The 14,471-nt window shown below is 69.5% G+C and carries 14 protein-coding genes; 9 read left to right on the forward strand and 5 right to left on the reverse strand.

Annotation, left to right across the window (positions count from 1 at the left end; genetic code table 11):
• Positions 1 to 19 precede the first annotated feature (19 nt).
• Both M8R19_RS31365 and M8R19_RS31370 read right to left on the reverse strand, forming a co-directional pair.
• A complete protein-coding gene (locus M8R19_RS31365; protein ID WP_249919926.1) occupies positions 20 to 475 on the reverse strand; it encodes a bifunctional diaminohydroxyphosphoribosylaminopyrimidine deaminase/5-amino-6-(5-phosphoribosylamino)uracil reductase RibD in 456 nt (151 codons plus the stop codon).
• A gap of 35 nt (positions 476 to 510) precedes the next feature.
• Positions 511 to 1,071 (reverse strand): nucleotidyltransferase family protein, encoded by a 561-nt coding sequence (locus M8R19_RS31370; RefSeq protein ID WP_249919927.1) that lies wholly within the window; start codon positions 1,069 to 1,071, stop codon positions 511 to 513.
• A 264-nt stretch (positions 1,072 to 1,335) separates the two neighbouring features.
• Between M8R19_RS31370 and M8R19_RS31375 the strand changes: the two genes are divergently transcribed.
• The 5 genes from M8R19_RS31375 to souR all read left to right on the forward strand — a co-directional run bounded on the left by M8R19_RS31375 (position 1,336) and on the right by souR (position 6,468).
• Positions 1,336 to 2,412, forward strand: coding sequence for an AGE family epimerase/isomerase (locus tag M8R19_RS31375; RefSeq protein WP_249919928.1), 1,077 nt, complete (start codon positions 1,336 to 1,338; stop codon positions 2,410 to 2,412).
• Positions 2,413 to 2,588: 176 nt separating this feature from the next.
• On the forward strand, positions 2,589 to 2,846 hold the full coding sequence (locus M8R19_RS31380) for a hypothetical protein (RefSeq protein ID WP_249919929.1): 258 nt from the start codon (positions 2,589 to 2,591) through the stop codon (positions 2,844 to 2,846).
• Between the two features lie 517 nt (positions 2,847 to 3,363).
• On the forward strand, positions 3,364 to 3,573 hold the full coding sequence (locus M8R19_RS31385; protein ID WP_074982570.1) for a cold-shock protein: 210 nt from the start codon (positions 3,364 to 3,366) through the stop codon (positions 3,571 to 3,573).
• A 438-nt stretch (positions 3,574 to 4,011) separates the two neighbouring features.
• Positions 4,012 to 5,424, forward strand: a complete 1,413-nt coding sequence (gabP, locus tag M8R19_RS31390) for a GABA permease (protein WP_249919930.1) — start codon at positions 4,012 to 4,014, stop codon at positions 5,422 to 5,424.
• 45 nt (positions 5,425 to 5,469) lie between these two features.
• Positions 5,470 to 6,468, forward strand: a complete 999-nt coding sequence (souR, locus tag M8R19_RS31395; protein WP_249920257.1) for a transcriptional regulator SouR — start codon at positions 5,470 to 5,472, stop codon at positions 6,466 to 6,468.
• A 364-nt stretch (positions 6,469 to 6,832) separates the two neighbouring features.
• Here the strand turns inward: souR and M8R19_RS31400 are convergent, their stop codons facing one another.
• Positions 6,833 to 7,741 (reverse strand): LysR substrate-binding domain-containing protein, encoded by a 909-nt coding sequence (locus M8R19_RS31400; RefSeq protein WP_249919931.1) that lies wholly within the window; start codon positions 7,739 to 7,741, stop codon positions 6,833 to 6,835.
• Between the two features lie 135 nt (positions 7,742 to 7,876).
• On the opposite strand from M8R19_RS31400, the gene M8R19_RS31405 reads away from it, so the two are divergent.
• The 4 genes from M8R19_RS31405 (at position 7,877) to M8R19_RS31420 (ending at position 12,587) form a co-directional block, all read left to right on the forward strand.
• Complete coding sequence (locus tag M8R19_RS31405; RefSeq protein WP_249919932.1) at positions 7,877 to 9,172, forward strand: NAD(P)/FAD-dependent oxidoreductase; 1,296 nt, start codon at positions 7,877 to 7,879, stop codon at positions 9,170 to 9,172.
• A gap of 48 nt (positions 9,173 to 9,220) precedes the next feature.
• Positions 9,221 to 10,312: a polyamine ABC transporter substrate-binding protein gene (locus M8R19_RS31410; protein WP_249919933.1), complete on the forward strand. Its 1,092-nt coding sequence runs from the start codon at positions 9,221 to 9,223 to the stop codon at positions 10,310 to 10,312.
• Positions 10,309 to 11,574, forward strand: a complete 1,266-nt coding sequence (locus M8R19_RS31415) for an NAD(P)/FAD-dependent oxidoreductase (RefSeq protein ID WP_249919934.1) — start codon at positions 10,309 to 10,311, stop codon at positions 11,572 to 11,574. Before M8R19_RS31410 ends, M8R19_RS31415 begins: the two co-directional genes overlap by 4 nt.
• 83 nt (positions 11,575 to 11,657) lie before the next feature.
• On the forward strand, positions 11,658 to 12,587 hold the full coding sequence (locus tag M8R19_RS31420) for a LysR family transcriptional regulator (RefSeq protein WP_249919935.1): 930 nt from the start codon (positions 11,658 to 11,660) through the stop codon (positions 12,585 to 12,587).
• Here M8R19_RS31420 and M8R19_RS31425 read toward each other — a convergent pair.
• Both M8R19_RS31425 and M8R19_RS31430 read right to left on the reverse strand, forming a co-directional pair.
• A complete protein-coding gene (locus M8R19_RS31425) occupies positions 12,578 to 13,021 on the reverse strand; it encodes a GlcG/HbpS family heme-binding protein (RefSeq protein WP_249919936.1) in 444 nt (147 codons plus the stop codon). The two genes, M8R19_RS31420 and M8R19_RS31425, sit on opposite strands and share 10 nt — an antisense overlap.
• Before the next feature lie 2 nt (positions 13,022 to 13,023).
• Complete coding sequence (locus tag M8R19_RS31430; RefSeq protein ID WP_249919937.1) at positions 13,024 to 14,367, reverse strand: metal-dependent hydrolase family protein; 1,344 nt, start codon at positions 14,365 to 14,367, stop codon at positions 13,024 to 13,026.
• Between the last annotated feature and the right edge of the window lie 104 nt (positions 14,368 to 14,471).

Below are 14,471 nucleotides of genomic sequence, written 5' to 3' on the forward strand. Positions count from 1 at the left end.
GGTCGTTGCCCTCGGTGGCTCAGTGGCTGCAAGCGCCCAGTAGATAGGGCCCCATGTCCCGTCGGGCTTCTTCTTCCAGCAGCCCGACGCTCACCTGGACACCTGCCTCGCGCAGTATCGCGATGCCGGCGCCGGCATTGCGCGGATCGGGGTCCAGCATGGCGACCACTACCCGCTTGACGCCCCAGACCACCAGGGCGCGGGCGCAGGAGGGTGTGCGGCCGGCGAAGGAGCAGGGCTCCAGTGTCACGTAGGCGGTGAGTTCGGCCGTGGCCCCAGCCAACTGCGCCAGCGCCATGGCTTCGGCGTGAGGCTCGCCGGGCGGCTGGGTGAAGCCGCTGGCTACGAGCATGCCGTTGGCCGTCATCACGCAGCCGACCGGCGGATTGGGCAGGCAGCTCGATAGCGCGCGGCGTCCCTGGGCCAGGGCGAGGCGCATGCATTCACGGTCGTGTTCTTCGAGATGGTTGTTCATGGAGGTTCCCGGTAAAAAGGCGGCGGGCGAAGCGCTCAGGGCTCGATCGTCAGCCAGGGCCAGCGCGCCTGGTAGCTGCTGGCCTTGCGCGCGAACCATTCGGGTTGGTGGTTCAATGGGTTGCTCCGCAACATTCCGGCCTGCAGATCGTCGAGGCCGTGGGTGCTGTAGAGTTCGCCGCTGCCCGCGTCCAGCCCCAGGCAGGTCGCGTTGATCAGGTAGCGGTCTATCCCGTCGGTGACGGCCTGCAGGGGAGGGCAGGCGGAACCGAAGCGGCCTTCGTACCAGAGGTGCACCCGCGCCTGGTTGCGCACCTCCACGTTCGCCTCCAGGTCGTGGCAGGCCTGGCGCACCTGTCGTATCACCTGGTCCTCGGCTTCCCAGGACAGGTCTTCGTCGAAGTAGATGACGTCGTAGTCTTTCACGCCCCAGCCGGCGGCACGGCCGCAGCGGTGGTTCCAGACCGCCTGGAACAGGCAGCCGGCGGTGAGCATGCAGGCGGGCAGGTCGAGCCTGGCCAGCACCTCGAGCAAGGCTTCGTTGATCGGGTTGCGCAGCGCCAGCGCCACTACCTGCTCGTCGGTCAATGGGGCCATGAGTCCACTCCCTGGGCGGTGTTTCGATGGGTCGCCAGCATAACAGTGCCCGGAGCCGGCGCCAGGCACCGGCTTACACTCTGGCTGGGGCGCACACGCAGGACGCCGAGTCGAGCGGCTGGCGAACCCGTCCTTGCGCGGGCGGGTTCTTTCCGGGGGGCTTTTCCTCTATCTTCTGCGCTTGCGCCTTCCTTCCTCACGCAGACTCGCCGCATGCCCGTCCCGTCGTCCCTTGCGCCATCCCTCACTGCCGGTATCGCGGCGTTGACCCGTCACTATGCCGACACCGTCCTGCCGTTGTGGCGCGCCGCCGGCTGGAACGAGGCGCTACAGCTGCCCTACGAGTCGCTCGACGATCGCAGCGGGCAGCCCCTGCCCGCGGTGCGCTACCGCGCCATGGCCTGCGCCCGCCAGCTGTTCGTCTTCAGCCACGCGGGGCCTGCCGGCGCTGCTCGGGCAGAGGCATTGTTCGCCTCGCTGCAACGCCACTTCGGCGATGGCCACGGGGCCTGGCTCTACAGCATCGACACGGCCGGAAAGCCGCTGGACAGCCGCCGCGATCTCTACACCTTCGCCTTCGTGGTGTTCGCCTGCGCGCAGTATCACAAGCTCAGTGGCAACGCGGCTGCGCTGGAGCTGATGACGCGCACCACCGAGCTGATCGAGCAGCGCTTCGCCGATGGCCAGGGGTTGTACCTGTCCGCGCTGGCCGAGGATTTCGCAGACGACGGCGCGCCCGTGCTGCAGAACCCCATCATGCACCTCACCGAGGCCTATCTGGCGGCCTATGCCATCGCCGGCGCCCCCTGGTACGGAGAGCGCCTGCAGGCGATCGGCGCCGCGGTATTGGCGCGCTTCGTCGATCCGGCTAGCGGCTGCGTGGCCGAACTGCCGCAGGGTGAGGCGGGCAACCGCATCGAGCCGGGGCACCAGTTCGAATGGTTCTCCCTGGTCATGGGAGAGCCGGCGTTGTTCGCCGGTTCGGCCCTGGAGGCTGCGCTGCGCCGCGCCTTCGCCTTCGCACAGCGACATGGCGTGGCCGCTGGCAGCCTCGGCGTCGGCGCCGCACTGGCGGCGGACGGCACCCTGCAGGACGCCACCCAGCGCATCTGGGCGCAGACCGAGTTCGCCCGCGCCCTGGCCGTGGAGGGTAGCGCCCGATCCCTCGATACCCTGGCGCTCTGGACCGAGCGCTTCCGTTCGCGCTTCCTCCACGACGGCGGCTGGCACGAGGTGCTGGGGCCGGACGGCGAGGTCTTGCGCCCGGACATGCCGTCCACCACGCCTTACCACCTGCTGGGCGCCTACCAGGCGCTGCAGGCCCTGGCCGCGAACGCCTGAGCCCGCTGCCGGGGCAGGGCGGCCCGGCTACCGCCCGGCGGCCATGCCTTCGGCAGGGGCGATCCGCCGGAACCGCTGGCAAGCTGGAGAGTCCGTGAAAGGGTGGGCGACCGTCCGCCATCTCGCGCAACTCCAACCATGTGAACGGCCTGCCAGCGGGCCGGGGGGAACGATGCATGCAACAGCACGCCAGCCAACCGAACTTCATGCCGCCCAGCGAGTACACCACCTCCAGCGGGGTGGCGGTGCTCATCTCACCGCGCTACGCCGGCCCCGGCAAGGTCGCCGAGATGCTGCTTTCGCTGGCGAAGGTGCCGCCGAGCGTGTCGCCGCTGGACGTCGTCATCGGGCCCTGGGATTCCCATGAGGCCGCCTTCGAGGCTTCTTTCGTTGCGGCCGAGCGCTGGGTGGACCAGCTCGACGGGAGGGGCTGAGCGGGGCTCTTCGCGTTATCCATTCGACCCCGCCGCGGCACCGAAGGTGCATCTCCCGGGGTATGTGGGGCGTCGAGGTGCTTTCGTGGGATGTAGGAGCGGCTGTCTTGCAGACCGCGCTGGGATGCTCTTCGTAGGAGCGAGCTTGCTCGCGAACAGACTCCGCTGCGGGGCTCATTCGCGAGTAAGCTCGCTCCTACAAGAAGCCATCCCCACCGGTGTGGTAGGAGCGCGCCCTGCGCGCGAATCGCGGGCAGGGCCCGCTCCTACAGGTGCTGGGAGATGCCTTCTGCTCGGCATGGAAAGGCGACCGGCCGTCCAGAATCGCGGTGCGGAAAAGAAAATGCTGTTCAAATCCGCCGAACCCTGTATTCTGCTGCAACTGCCTGCCAGTTTAGCGGCTCCGTATTGATGTTCAGTCCGTTCTGATTTCCATCTCCTCGGTTTCTCTTCACTCTGCATTCAGTTCCAGCCAGGCATGTCGCCTGTGCTCGTTCCTACCTTGGAGATCTACATCATGGCAAACCGCCAAACTGGTACCGTCAAGTGGTTCAACGCTGAGAAGGGCTTCGGCTTCATCACCCCGGAAAGCGGCCCGGACGTATTCGTTCACTTCCGTCAGATCGAATCCACCGGCTACAAGACCCTCGACGAAGGTCAGCGCGTCAGCTTCCTCGTGACTGCCGGCGCCAAAGGCCCGCAGGCCGAGCAGGTTCAAGCCCTGTAAGCGCACCTTCTGGTGCCCGAAGCCCCGCATCGCATTGCGGGGCTTTTCGTTTGTGCCCGAAAAATTCCCGCTCGCAATCGAAGCTCCGCGACCTCGACCCGCCAGCCTGGCGCTCGCTGATCGACGCCGCATCCTGCCTCGCCCCTGACCGGGCGCCCTATACCTCCACGTAGACGCTGTCCGTGGATGGTGGCTACATCTAGCAGCAACTCCGCTGCCCTTCCTCTTTCCCTCCGCTGATGTCGTTTTCATGGCATCGCCAGCCCCGGCCTTGGGCGCTCGCGGGCGAGGCCATGTCGTTTTTTCTCATGCCCATGGCGATCCTGGGCAAATGCCCGGATGACGCCCTGGAATAGGGTTGTGCCCGCGTCCCGCAGTCCGGGACGCCCGCCAGGTGGCGCCTTGCCACCGCATAACAAATTCAACAAAGGCCGACCGATGAGTATTCCAAGTGCGAAAGGCGCCAGTGGCGAACTGGTCCAGGGCTTCAAGCCGCGCCATGTGACCATGCTGTCCATTGCCGGGATCATAGGCGCGGGATTGTTCGTCGGTTCCGGCCATGCCATCGCCGCCGCGGGGCCCGCCGCCATCCTGGCCTACGCGCTGTCCGGGCTGCTGGTGGTGCTGGTGATGCGCATGCTCGGCGAGATGGCCGTGGCCCGCCCCGACACCGGCTCCTTCTCCGCCTACGCCGACCAGGCCATCGGTCGCTGGGCCGGCTTCACCATCGGTTGGCTGTACTGGTGGTTCTGGGTGCTGGTGATTCCCATCGAGGCGATCGCCGCCGGGGTGATCTTCAACAGCTGGTTCCCGCAGGTGCAGACCTGGGTGTTCGCCCTGGTGATGACGCTGCTGCTGACCGTCACCAACCTGTTCAGCGTGGCCAAGTACGGCGAGTTCGAGTTCTGGTTCGCCATGCTCAAGGTGGGCGCCATCGTGCTGTTCATCAGCCTGGGCGCGGCGGCGCTGCTCGGCGTGCTGCCGGGGCACGAGGTCAGCGGCCTGGGCAACCTGATGCGCGGGCACGGCGGCTTCCTGCCCAACGGCTGGGGCGCCATCTTCACCGCGCTGATCACCACGCTGTTCAGCTTCATCGGCACCGAGGCGGTGACCATCGCCGCCGCCGAATCCAGCGACCCGCGGCGCAACATCGCCAAGGCCACGCGGGCTGTGATCTGGCGCATCAGCGTGTTCTACCTGCTGTCGATCCTGGTGATCATCTCCGTGGTGCCCTGGGACGACCCCATGCTCACGGCGCAGGGCTCCTACCAGCGCGCCCTGGAGCTGATGAACGTGCCCCACGCCAAGCTGATGATGGACCTGGTGGTGCTGGTGGCCGTGGCCAGCTGCCTGAACTCCTCGATCTACATCGCCTCGCGGATGATCTACTCGCTGAGCCGCCGCAACGACGCGCCTGCCTTCATCCAGCGCACCTCGGCGGCCGGCGTGCCGCGAGCCGCGGTGATCGCCAGCACGCTGATCGGCATGCTCACCACCGTGCTGAACTTCGTCGCCCCGGCGCGGGTGTTCGACTTCCTCCTCGCCAGTTCCGGCTCCATCGCGCTGCTGGTGTACCTGGCCATCGCCGTCTCGCAGCTGCGCATGCGCGCCAATCTGCAGCGCAATAACCAGGAGATCGCCTGCCGCATGTGGCTGTTCCCCTGGCTGACCTGGGCGGTGATCGCCTTCATCAGCACCGTGCTGGTGGTGATGCTCATCCTGCCGGAGCACCGCGTAGAGGTGAGCTCCACCCTCGGCCTGACCGTGGCCACGGTGCTGCTGAGCTTCATCACCCGGCGCCAGGGCGCCCATGCCGGCAGCCGCTTCGACCCGTTGCGTTCGGCCGGCTGAAGACAGGAGTCGCGATTGGTCGAACGGCGGCAATTCAGCGGCGCCATGCAGGGCCGCAACCTCAGGTTCCTTTCCGCGCCCCGGGCGGGCGCGCAACGCCAGGGGCGGGTGGGCTTCCTGCTGCTGGAGCATTTCTCCCTGCCGGCCTTCACCCAGGCGCTGGATACCCTGGTCACCGCCAACCTGATCCGCGCCGGGGCCTTCGCCACCCACACCTTCAGCCTGGACGGAGAGTCGGTCACCAGCGACCTGGGCCTGGTCATCTGCCCGGGCGCGGTACTGGCGTCGGCAGCGCTCGCCGGGCTGGACCTGCTGGTGCTCTGCGGCGGCCTGCGCACGCCGCTGCGTGCCACATCGGAACTGACGCGCCTGCTGCAACTGGCGGCGGAGAAGGGCGTGGCCCTCGCCGGGCTGTGGAACGGCGCCTGGTTCCTCGGCCAGGCCGGCCTGCTGAACGGCTACCGCTGCGCGGTGCATCCGGAGAACCGCGCGGCCCTGGCGGAGATTGCCCGGCACAGTGAAGTCACCAGCGAGAGCTACATGGTTGACCGCGACCGCCTCACCGCCGCCAGCCCCACCGGGGCTTTCAATATGGTGCTGGAGTGGATGGACGCACTGCATGGCCGCGAGCTGGTGGAGGCCGTGGCGGACATCCTCGCCTTCGAGGAATCGCGCTTCCGCCGCGCCCGGCCGGCGCTGCACGAGAAGCTCAGCGAACCGCTGCGTGAGGCCATCAACCTGATGAGCACCAACATCGAGGAGCCGCTCAGCCAGGAGCAACTGGCGCGCTATGTCGGCCGCTCCAAGCGGCAGATCGAGCGGCTGTTCCAGCAGCAACTGGGCACCACGCCGGTGCGTTACTACCTGGAGCTGCGCATCACTGAAAGCCGCCGCCTGCTGCAGCACTCGGATCTGCCGATGTTCGAGGTGGGCCTGGCCTGCGGCTTCGTCTCGCCCAGCCATTTCAGCAAGTGCTACACGTCCTTCTACGGGTATCCGCCGTCGAAGGAGGTGCGCCATGGGTGTGTGAAGTCGGTGAGGTAGGTTGGCTTGTGGAAATGGTGGATAACGCTGGGGTGTTATGCGCCCTACGATTTTGGAGAATATGGTGGAGGGTGTTTTCCGGGGGCCGAGGTGTTTTGGATCGACTCCGTTCCCTCTCCCCAGCCCTCGGCTGCGCGCCCCGCCCTGAAGGGAGAGGGGGCTAGTCCGTGCCGAGAGAAGAAATGGTTTCAGCTGGAAACCACCGGAGCTGCCGGCTGACTCCAGAATCCCCAACCCTGCCCAACGGTCCCCTCTCCCTTCAGGGAGAGGGTTAGGGAGAGGGGCGGTCTCGACCCCACGCACCAGAACACCCGGCGGACCCACGGCCGCCTTACGCGCCCGCCACAAAGCACGCCAACCAGCTTCACCCCCTCTGCACACCCCCCTTGCCCTGCTGCTCGAACCAGTCCAGCACCGTCTGACAAGCCGGATGGGCCGCCCCGCTGTCGCGCAGCCACAGGGCGTAGACGCCGTCGGTCTTCAGCGCCTCGCCGAAGGGCACGATGAGGTCGCCGCGCTGCAGGGCGTCCTGGGCCAGCATGCGGTCGGTCATGGCGATGCCCAGGCCGCGGGTGGCGGCGTCCAGGGCCAGGTCGTCGAGGTTGAACAGGATGTGCTTGAACTGGCGTGGCGCGCTGTCGGGCTGGGCGCGCAGCCATTGCGTCCACTCGTGGCGGCCGGTGGAGGCGTGGATCAGCGCGTGGCGCGCCAGTTCTTCCAGCGAACGCGGCGGTGATTGGCCGTCGTCCAGACGCGGCGCGCAGACCGGCACCAGGTACTCATCGAACAGCGGGGTGAGCGGGCGCTCGTCCAGGCCGCCGGGCAGGTAGAGCACGTAGGCGTCGCAATCGCCGCCGTCGTCCACCACTTCGCCGCCGACGCTCTCGATGGACAGGCACAGCCCGGGGTTGGCGGCGTAGAACGAACTCAGGCGCGGCAGCAGCCAGCGCACTGCCAGCGAGACGAAGATGCGGATGCGGAAGGGCCGCTCCAGGGGCACCGGCGCCAGGCGCTCCTCCAGGCGCAGCAGGGCCTTGAGCATGTCCCGCGCCACGCCGTACACCTCGCGCCCGGCGTCGGTCAGGACCACCTTGCGGCTGGTGCGGTCGAACAGCGGCACCCGGTAGTACTCCTCCAGTTGCTGCACCTGCCGGCTGATGGCGCTCTGCGTCAGGTGCAACTGGCGCGCGGCGGCGGTGAAGCTGCTGGCCTCGGCGACGTGGACCAGCGCCTGGAGGGCCTGCAGGGAGGGAACGCGAAGCAGTTTATCCATGCGTTTTCCGAATGGTTGGATGAAATATCAGCGTTGGCCTGAGGCCAGCAAGAGCCCGTAGATTCGGCATTCGACGCGCAAGCAGGGTATTCGCTGGATACCCCCTGCGCATGGATTCTGAAGGAGTGACGGGCCATGAACAATCACTGCGGCTGGATCGCCCTGGCGGGCGAGGGCACACCCCGGCCGCGCCTCGTCGGCCAGCAACGGGCCGACTGGCTGATCATCGGCGGCGGCATCACCGGCCTGTCGGCGGCCCACGCCCTGGCGCGGCGCTTTCCGCAACAGCGGGTGCTGCTGCTGGAGCGCCAGCGCGTGGCCCAGGGCGCCTCGGCGCGCAACTCGGGCTTCGTGGTCAGCCATGAGCTGCCCCACGCCGGCGAGCTGCTGGGCCAGCCCGGTTACGCCGCCTACCAGTTGGCCTCGCGCATCGGCGTGGCTGCCGGCCGCGAAGTCCGCCAGCGCATCGCCGAGCTGGGCATCGACTGCGAGCTGAGCGACGACGGCTACCACTTCGCCGCCCATGACCCCGCGCACCTGGACGCCGAACCGACCCTCGCCACCCTGGCTTCGGTGGGCGCCACGGCGCAGTACCTGGAGGGCGACGCCCTGGCGCGGCGCCTGGGCAGCGGCTTCTACGCGCGGGCCATCCACTGCGCCGGCGGCAACGGCCTGCTGCAGCCGGCGCGCTACGTGCGCGGCCTGGCGGAGAGCCTGCCGGAGCAGGTGGAGCTGTACGAGCACAGCGACGTCAGCGGGCTGCGCCGCACGGGCGGACTGTGGACGGTGCGCGTCGGGGAGGGCGAGGTGACGGCGCCGCAGGTGCTGGTCTGTGTGGGCGCCTTCCTGGCCCGCACCGGCCTGCGCGGCGGCGGCACCTTCCCCCTGGAGCTGAGCGCCAGCATCACCCGGCCACTGCACGAAGCCTACTGGCAGGCGCTGTTCGGCGAGCGCCAGTGGGGCGTACTGGCGCCGCTGCCGGGCGGCGCCACCCTGCGCCTGCTGCCCGGCCGCCGGCTGCTGATCCGCAACACCGTGGAATACCGCCGGCATGACCTCGACGGCCCGGCCCTGGCCCAGCGCCGGGAGCGCCACCTGGAGGGCCTGCAGAAGCGTTTCCCCGGCCTGCAGGCTGCGGACATCGCCTATAGCTGGACCGGCCACCTCAGCGGCACGCGCTCTGGCGAACCCTATTTCGCCCGCGTGGCCGACGGCCTGCACGCCGTGGCCGGCTGCAACGGCTCGGGCGTGGCCCGCGGCACCCTGTGGGGCCGCCTGCTGGCGGAAATGGCCGCCGGCATCGACTCGCCGCTGCTGGCCGACGTGCTGGCCCAGGCGCGCCCCGGCTACCTGCCGCCGCGCCCCTTCTTCGACATCGGCGCCGCGCTGCGCATGGCCTGGGAGGTCCGCCGCGCGCAGGCCGAAGGCTGATCGACTCCTTCCCATCCACCCCCATCCAGAACAACAAACGAGGGCAGCATGAACCTACGACACTCGCACCTGGCCGGCCTGGCGCTGGCGCTGCTGGCCGGCACCGCGCAGGCGGCGCCGACCGTCACCATCGCCAACTGGAGCGGCTACATCGCCGACGACACCCTGGCCAACTTCACCCGCCAGACCGGCATCCAGACCACCTATGACGTGGTCGACAGCAACGAGACCACTGAAGCCAAACTGATGACCGGCGCCAGCGGCTACGACCTGGCCAGCCCCTCCAACCACTTCCTGCCGCGGCTGATCCAGGCCGGCGCCATCCAGGAACTGGACCGCGCCAAGCTGCCCAACTGGCACAACCTCGATCCCAAGCTGATGAAGGTCCTGGAGGCCAGCGACCCAGGCAACCGCTACGCCGTGCCCTACCTCTGGGTGACGGTGGGCATCGGCTACAACGAAGAGAAGATCCGCGCCATCTTCGGCAATACCGACGTCACTCATAGCTGGCAACTGCTGTTCGACCCGCAGAACATCGCCAAGCTCGCCCAGTGCGGTGTGGCGGTGATCGACAACTCCACGCAGATGGTGCCCATCACCCTGCGCGTGCTCGGCCTGGACCCCGCCAGCGAGAAGCCCGCCGACTTCGCCAAGGCCGAGGCCGCGCTGCGCGCCATCAGCCCGTCGATCCGCTACTTCCACCAGTCCAAGTACGTCAGCGACCTGGCCAACGGCAACATCTGCGTGGCCGTCGGCTTCAGCGGCGACGTGCTGCAGGCCATGAGCACCGCGCAGCAGGCCGGCAACGGCGTGAAGATCGGCTTCAGTCTGCCCCGCGAGGGCACCACCATCGCGGTGGACACCGTGGTCATCCCGAAGAACGCGCCGCACCTGGACAGCGCCTACGCCTACCTGAACTACCTGCTCGAACCCAAGGTGATCGCCGACATCAGCAACGCCGTGCAGTATCCCAACGGCAACGCCGCGGCGCTGCAGTACGTGGCCCCGGCATTGCGTGAGAATCCCGCGGTCTACCCGCCGCAGGAAGTGCTCGACAGCCTGTTCCCGATCCGCACCCTGTCCCCGGCCGGCATGCGCCTGAACACCCGCCTGTGGACCCGCGTGAAGAGCGGCACATGAGCCGGCCCGATAGCCTTCGAGGGAACGTCCTGGTGGTCGGTGCCGGCGTGGTCGGCCTGGCCACCGCCCTGTGCCTGCAGCGCCAGGGCTGGGCGGTGAGCCTGCTGGACCGCAACCCGCCGGGCCTGGCTACCTCGTTCGGCAACGCCTGCACCTTCGCCACCTATTCCGTGGAGCCGGTGGCCACCCCCGGCATCTGGCGCAAGGCGCCGGGCATGCTGCTGCGCCCGGACAGCCCGCTGGCGATCCGCCCGGCCTATCTGCCGCGCATCGCCCCCTGGCTGTGGCGCTTCCTCGCCGAATCGCGGCGGCAGCGGGTGGAAGCCATCGGCCATGACCTGAACAGCCTGCTGCGGCCGTGCATGGCCGCCTGGCAGGTGCTGCTGGACGATGCGCAGGCCAACGACCTGGTGCGCCACGACGGCTCGCTGTACATCTTCGAGGCCCACGAGCGCCAGGCGGCGCTGGAGATGGTCGACTACCACCGGCGCTTCGAGGTGCCCATCCGCCTGGTGGAAGGCCCGGAACTGCACGCGCTGGAGCCGGCGCTCAACGCCCGCGCCGCCTGCGCGGTGGAGCTGCCCGGGGTGAGCCGCACGCTCGACCCCTACGCCCTCAGCCGGCGCCTGTTCGAGCGCTTCCTGGCCCTGGGCGGCGACTTCCGCCGCGGCGAGCTGCTGGGCATCGAGCCGGCGGGCGAGGGCGGCGATGCCGTGCAGGCCCATCTGAGCAGCGGCGAGCGGATCGTCGCGGCGCGGGTGGCGCTGTGCACCGGCGCCTGGTCGCGGCACCTCACGCAGCAACTGGGCGATGCCGTGCCGCAGGACACCGAGCGCGGCTACCACGTGCTCTTCGAGCATGCCGGCGAAGTGCTCAACCGCCCGGTCTGCTGGGCCGCCGGCGGTTTCTACATGACGCCCATGGCCCAGGGCCTGCGGGTGGCCGGCACGGTGGAATTCGCCGGGCTGGAGGCGCTGCCCGCCGAGGCCCGCTACCGCTACCTGGCCCGCGGCACGCGGCGCTTCCTGCGCCTGCAGCACGAGCCGGTGTCGCGCTGGATGGGCTTCCGCTCCTCGCTGCCGGACAGCAAGCCGGTGCTCGGCCCGGCCCGGCGCCTGCCGCAGGTGTTCTACAACTTCGGCCACGGCCATATCGGCCTGACCTTGGGCGCCATCACCGGCCAACTGCTGGCCGAGCAGGCCTCGGGGCTGGCGCTGTCGGTGCCGCTGGAGCCCTTCCTGGCGCGACGTTTCGCAGGGTAAGCGCCGGCAGGTATCGCCCGGCGCGATACCTGCCAGCGGCAAACGCGCTCCGTCGCCGGCGGCGGGCGGGGTATAAAGCGCCCATGCGCTACCGTCGCCTCGATCTCAACCTGCTGGTGGCCCTGGCCGCGCTGCTCGACGAGTGCAGCGTCAGCCGGGCCGCCGAACGCCTCCACCTGGGCCAGTCGGCCACCAGCGCGGCGCTGGCGCGCCTGCGCGAGCATTTCAACGACCCGCTGCTGCTGCCGGTGGGGCGGCGCCTGGTGCCCAGCGCCCTGGGCCGCCAGTTGCTGCCGAAGGTGCGCGAGGCGCTGGCCCTGGCCGGCGAGGTGGTGGATGCGGCGGTGGTGTTCGATCCTTCGCGTTGCGACCGGCGCTTCACCCTGGTGGCCTCGGACTACGTGGCGGCGACCCTGTTGCCGGCGGCCAGCCGCGAACTGTCGCGGCTGGCGCCGGGGGCCTCGCTGGTGGTGCGCGACCTGCCGCTGCCGCGCGACGGTGACGTGGTCGCCGAAGCCCTGGAGTACCGCCGCAGCGACCTGGTGATAGTGCCGCAGCGCCGGGTGAATGCCCGTTATCCGCAGATGTCGCTGCTCAGCGACGAGCTGTGCTGCATCGTCTGCGCCGGGCATCCGGCCTTCGCCGAGGGCCTGAGCCTGGCCGACTATTGCGCCGCCGAGCATGTGCTGCGCGAGTTCGCCGACGGCCAGAACCTGGCCATGGACGCGCTGCACCTGCGCGAGCTGGGCATCGAACGGCGCGCGGCGGTGGCGGTGCAGAGCTTCGCGCTGATGGCCGAGTTCATCGTCGGCACGCCGCGGGTGGCCACGCTGTTCCGCCGCCAGGCGCAGGCCCTGGCGCGGCGCTACCCGCTGCGGGTGCTGCCGGCGCCGCTGGCCTTCCCGGCGGCGCCGCAGCTGTTGCAGTGGCACCCGCAGCAGGACCTGGACCCGGCGCTGGCCTGGCTCCGCGGACTGCTGGCGGAGCAGGCCGCGCGGCTGGATCAGGCCTGAGCGTCGCCAGTGTCGCCGTGCAGGCCCAATTCCTCGATGGCCAGCAGGGCGCAGCGCTCGTCGTTGTCGGAGGTGTCGCCGCTCACGCCGATGGCGCCGAGCAGGTTGCCGGCCTCGTCGCGCAGCAGGATGCCGCCGGGCACCGGGATCACCTCGCCGCCGGTCAGGCTGTTGATCGCATCGAAGAACGCCGGCATGGCCTGGGCGCGGCGCGCCAGTTCGCGGCCGCCGAAGCCCATGCCCAGGCAGCCGCGGGCCTTGCCGCTGGCGATCTGCGGGCGCAGGAAGCTGGCCTGCTCGTCGCGCAGCACTGCCAGCGGGTGGCCGGCGGCGTCCAGCACCGCGGCGGCCAGCGGGCGCAGGCCCAGCGTTCGGGCATGGCGCAGGGTGGCGGCGGCCAGTTGCGCGGCGCGTTCGAAGTCGAGGGTGGGCATGCTCACAGGCTCCATTTGCCGAGCTGGGCGACGCGGTCGCGGGTGTAGAGGTCGGTCCATTTCAGCGAGTTGAAGTCCGACACCTGCTTGGGGTTGTACGCCGTGCGCTGCAGGCGCACCGGTTCGCCGGCCTTGTACACGGCCTGCAGGCGCTGGCGATCCTGGAGGATGCGGATGTCGTCCAGGGGCGAGCCGTCGAGCAGCAGCAGGTCGGCCTGCTTGCCCGCTTCCAGCGCGCCCAGCGTCTCGCCGCGCGGCATCAGCCGGGCGCCGACGTTGGTGGCGGCGTACAGCGCCTCGGCCGGGGTGAAGCCCAGGCGGGTGACCAGCAGCTCCAGCTCGCGGGCATGCCATTCGCCGTAGGGGGTGACGGCGAAGCCGCTGTCGCTGCCGCAGGCGAAGGGGATGCCGGCGGCCTTGGCGCGCTTGAGCACCGGGGTGCCCAGCTCCAGGGTGCGTGCGCAGTAGCCGGCGTAGCCGGTGGCGATGGCCGGGTCGTGGGGCTGGCAGAAGTCCACGGTGTTCTGCGGGAAGGTCATGGTCGGGGCCAGCACGCTGCCGGCCTCCAGCAGCGCCTCGATGCAGGCGTCGTCCATGTAGAAGGCATGGAACACCAGGTCCACCCCGGCCCTGGCGGCGTACATCACCGCCTCGCGGCCGTAGGCGTGGGTGGCCACCCGGCAGCCCAGGCGGTGGGCTTCCTCGACCATCTCGCGGGTCTCGTCGGCGGTGAAGGCGGCGATGATCTCGCCGTTGGGCCGGCGGTGGGTGCCGTCCATGGCGATCTTGATCAGGTCGACGCCGTCCTTGGCCTGCTTGCGGATCTCGGCGATGGCCTCGGTGCGGCTGGTGACCAGGGCGGCGGTGAAGTATTCGGGCGCGCCGACGCGGCTGGGGAACCAGTCGTTGAGGCTCTGTCGGTTGGTGATAACGCGGCTGCTGGCGGCGATGCGCGGGCCCTCGAACAGCCCGGCGTTGACCGTGTTGCGCACGGCGATGCTGAGCTGGCCGCTGTCGCCGGGGCAGACCATGGAGGTGACACCGGCGGCGAGCACGTGCTGGGCGAAGAACAGCCCGCGCAGGGCGCGGAATTCGTCGCTGGTCCAGATATCGATGTCTTCCTCGCTCTGGGCGTTGCCGAAGGCCAGGTGGGTGTGCACGTCCACCAGCCCGGGCATGACGAAGGCGGCGCGTTCCTCGCGGTCGCCCGGCTGCGGCCGCGGGGCCTGGGCGGTTGGGCCGACATGGCGGATCAGGCCGTTGTCGATGATCAGCGTCTGGGCGTGGCGGGCCTCCAGGCCGGTGCCGTCGAACAGGGTGGAGCAGTGCAGGTGCAGGGCGCCCATGGGCGGTTTCTCCTCGGCTTCTTGTTGTGCTGGCAGGCTAGGGCGGCGCCGGCCCGACTGACCAACAGATGCTGTCGATGCGCGGCCATCGATGGTGTCGATAC

The sequence above is a fragment of the Pseudomonas sp. R3.Fl genome (assembly GCF_023516765.1).
In the GTDB taxonomy this organism is placed as follows: Bacteria; Pseudomonadota; Gammaproteobacteria; order Pseudomonadales; family Pseudomonadaceae; genus Pseudomonas; species Pseudomonas citronellolis.

Coding starts and splice junctions, on each gene's coding strand:
- M8R19_RS31365 (WP_249919926.1), bottom strand. CDS start 475: ATGAACAACCATCTCGAAGAACACGACCGTGAATGCATGCGCCTCGCC.
- M8R19_RS31370 (WP_249919927.1), bottom strand. CDS start 1,071: ATGGCCCCATTGACCGACGAGCAGGTAGTGGCGCTGGCGCTGCGCAAC.
- M8R19_RS31380 (WP_249919929.1), top strand. CDS start 2,589: ATGCAACAGCACGCCAGCCAACCGAACTTCATGCCGCCCAGCGAGTAC.
- M8R19_RS31385 (WP_074982570.1), top strand. CDS start 3,364: ATGGCAAACCGCCAAACTGGTACCGTCAAGTGGTTCAACGCTGAGAAG.
- gabP (WP_249919930.1), top strand. CDS start 4,012: ATGAGTATTCCAAGTGCGAAAGGCGCCAGTGGCGAACTGGTCCAGGGC.
- souR (WP_249920257.1), top strand. CDS start 5,470: ATGCAGGGCCGCAACCTCAGGTTCCTTTCCGCGCCCCGGGCGGGCGCG.
- M8R19_RS31400 (WP_249919931.1), bottom strand. CDS start 7,741: ATGGATAAACTGCTTCGCGTTCCCTCCCTGCAGGCCCTCCAGGCGCTG.
- M8R19_RS31405 (WP_249919932.1), top strand. CDS start 7,877: ATGAACAATCACTGCGGCTGGATCGCCCTGGCGGGCGAGGGCACACCC.
- M8R19_RS31410 (WP_249919933.1), top strand. CDS start 9,221: ATGAACCTACGACACTCGCACCTGGCCGGCCTGGCGCTGGCGCTGCTG.
- M8R19_RS31415 (WP_249919934.1), top strand. CDS start 10,309: ATGAGCCGGCCCGATAGCCTTCGAGGGAACGTCCTGGTGGTCGGTGCC.
- M8R19_RS31420 (WP_249919935.1), top strand. CDS start 11,658: ATGCGCTACCGTCGCCTCGATCTCAACCTGCTGGTGGCCCTGGCCGCG.
- M8R19_RS31425 (WP_249919936.1), bottom strand. CDS start 13,021: ATGCCCACCCTCGACTTCGAACGCGCCGCGCAACTGGCCGCCGCCACC.
- M8R19_RS31430 (WP_249919937.1), bottom strand. CDS start 14,367: ATGGGCGCCCTGCACCTGCACTGCTCCACCCTGTTCGACGGCACCGGC.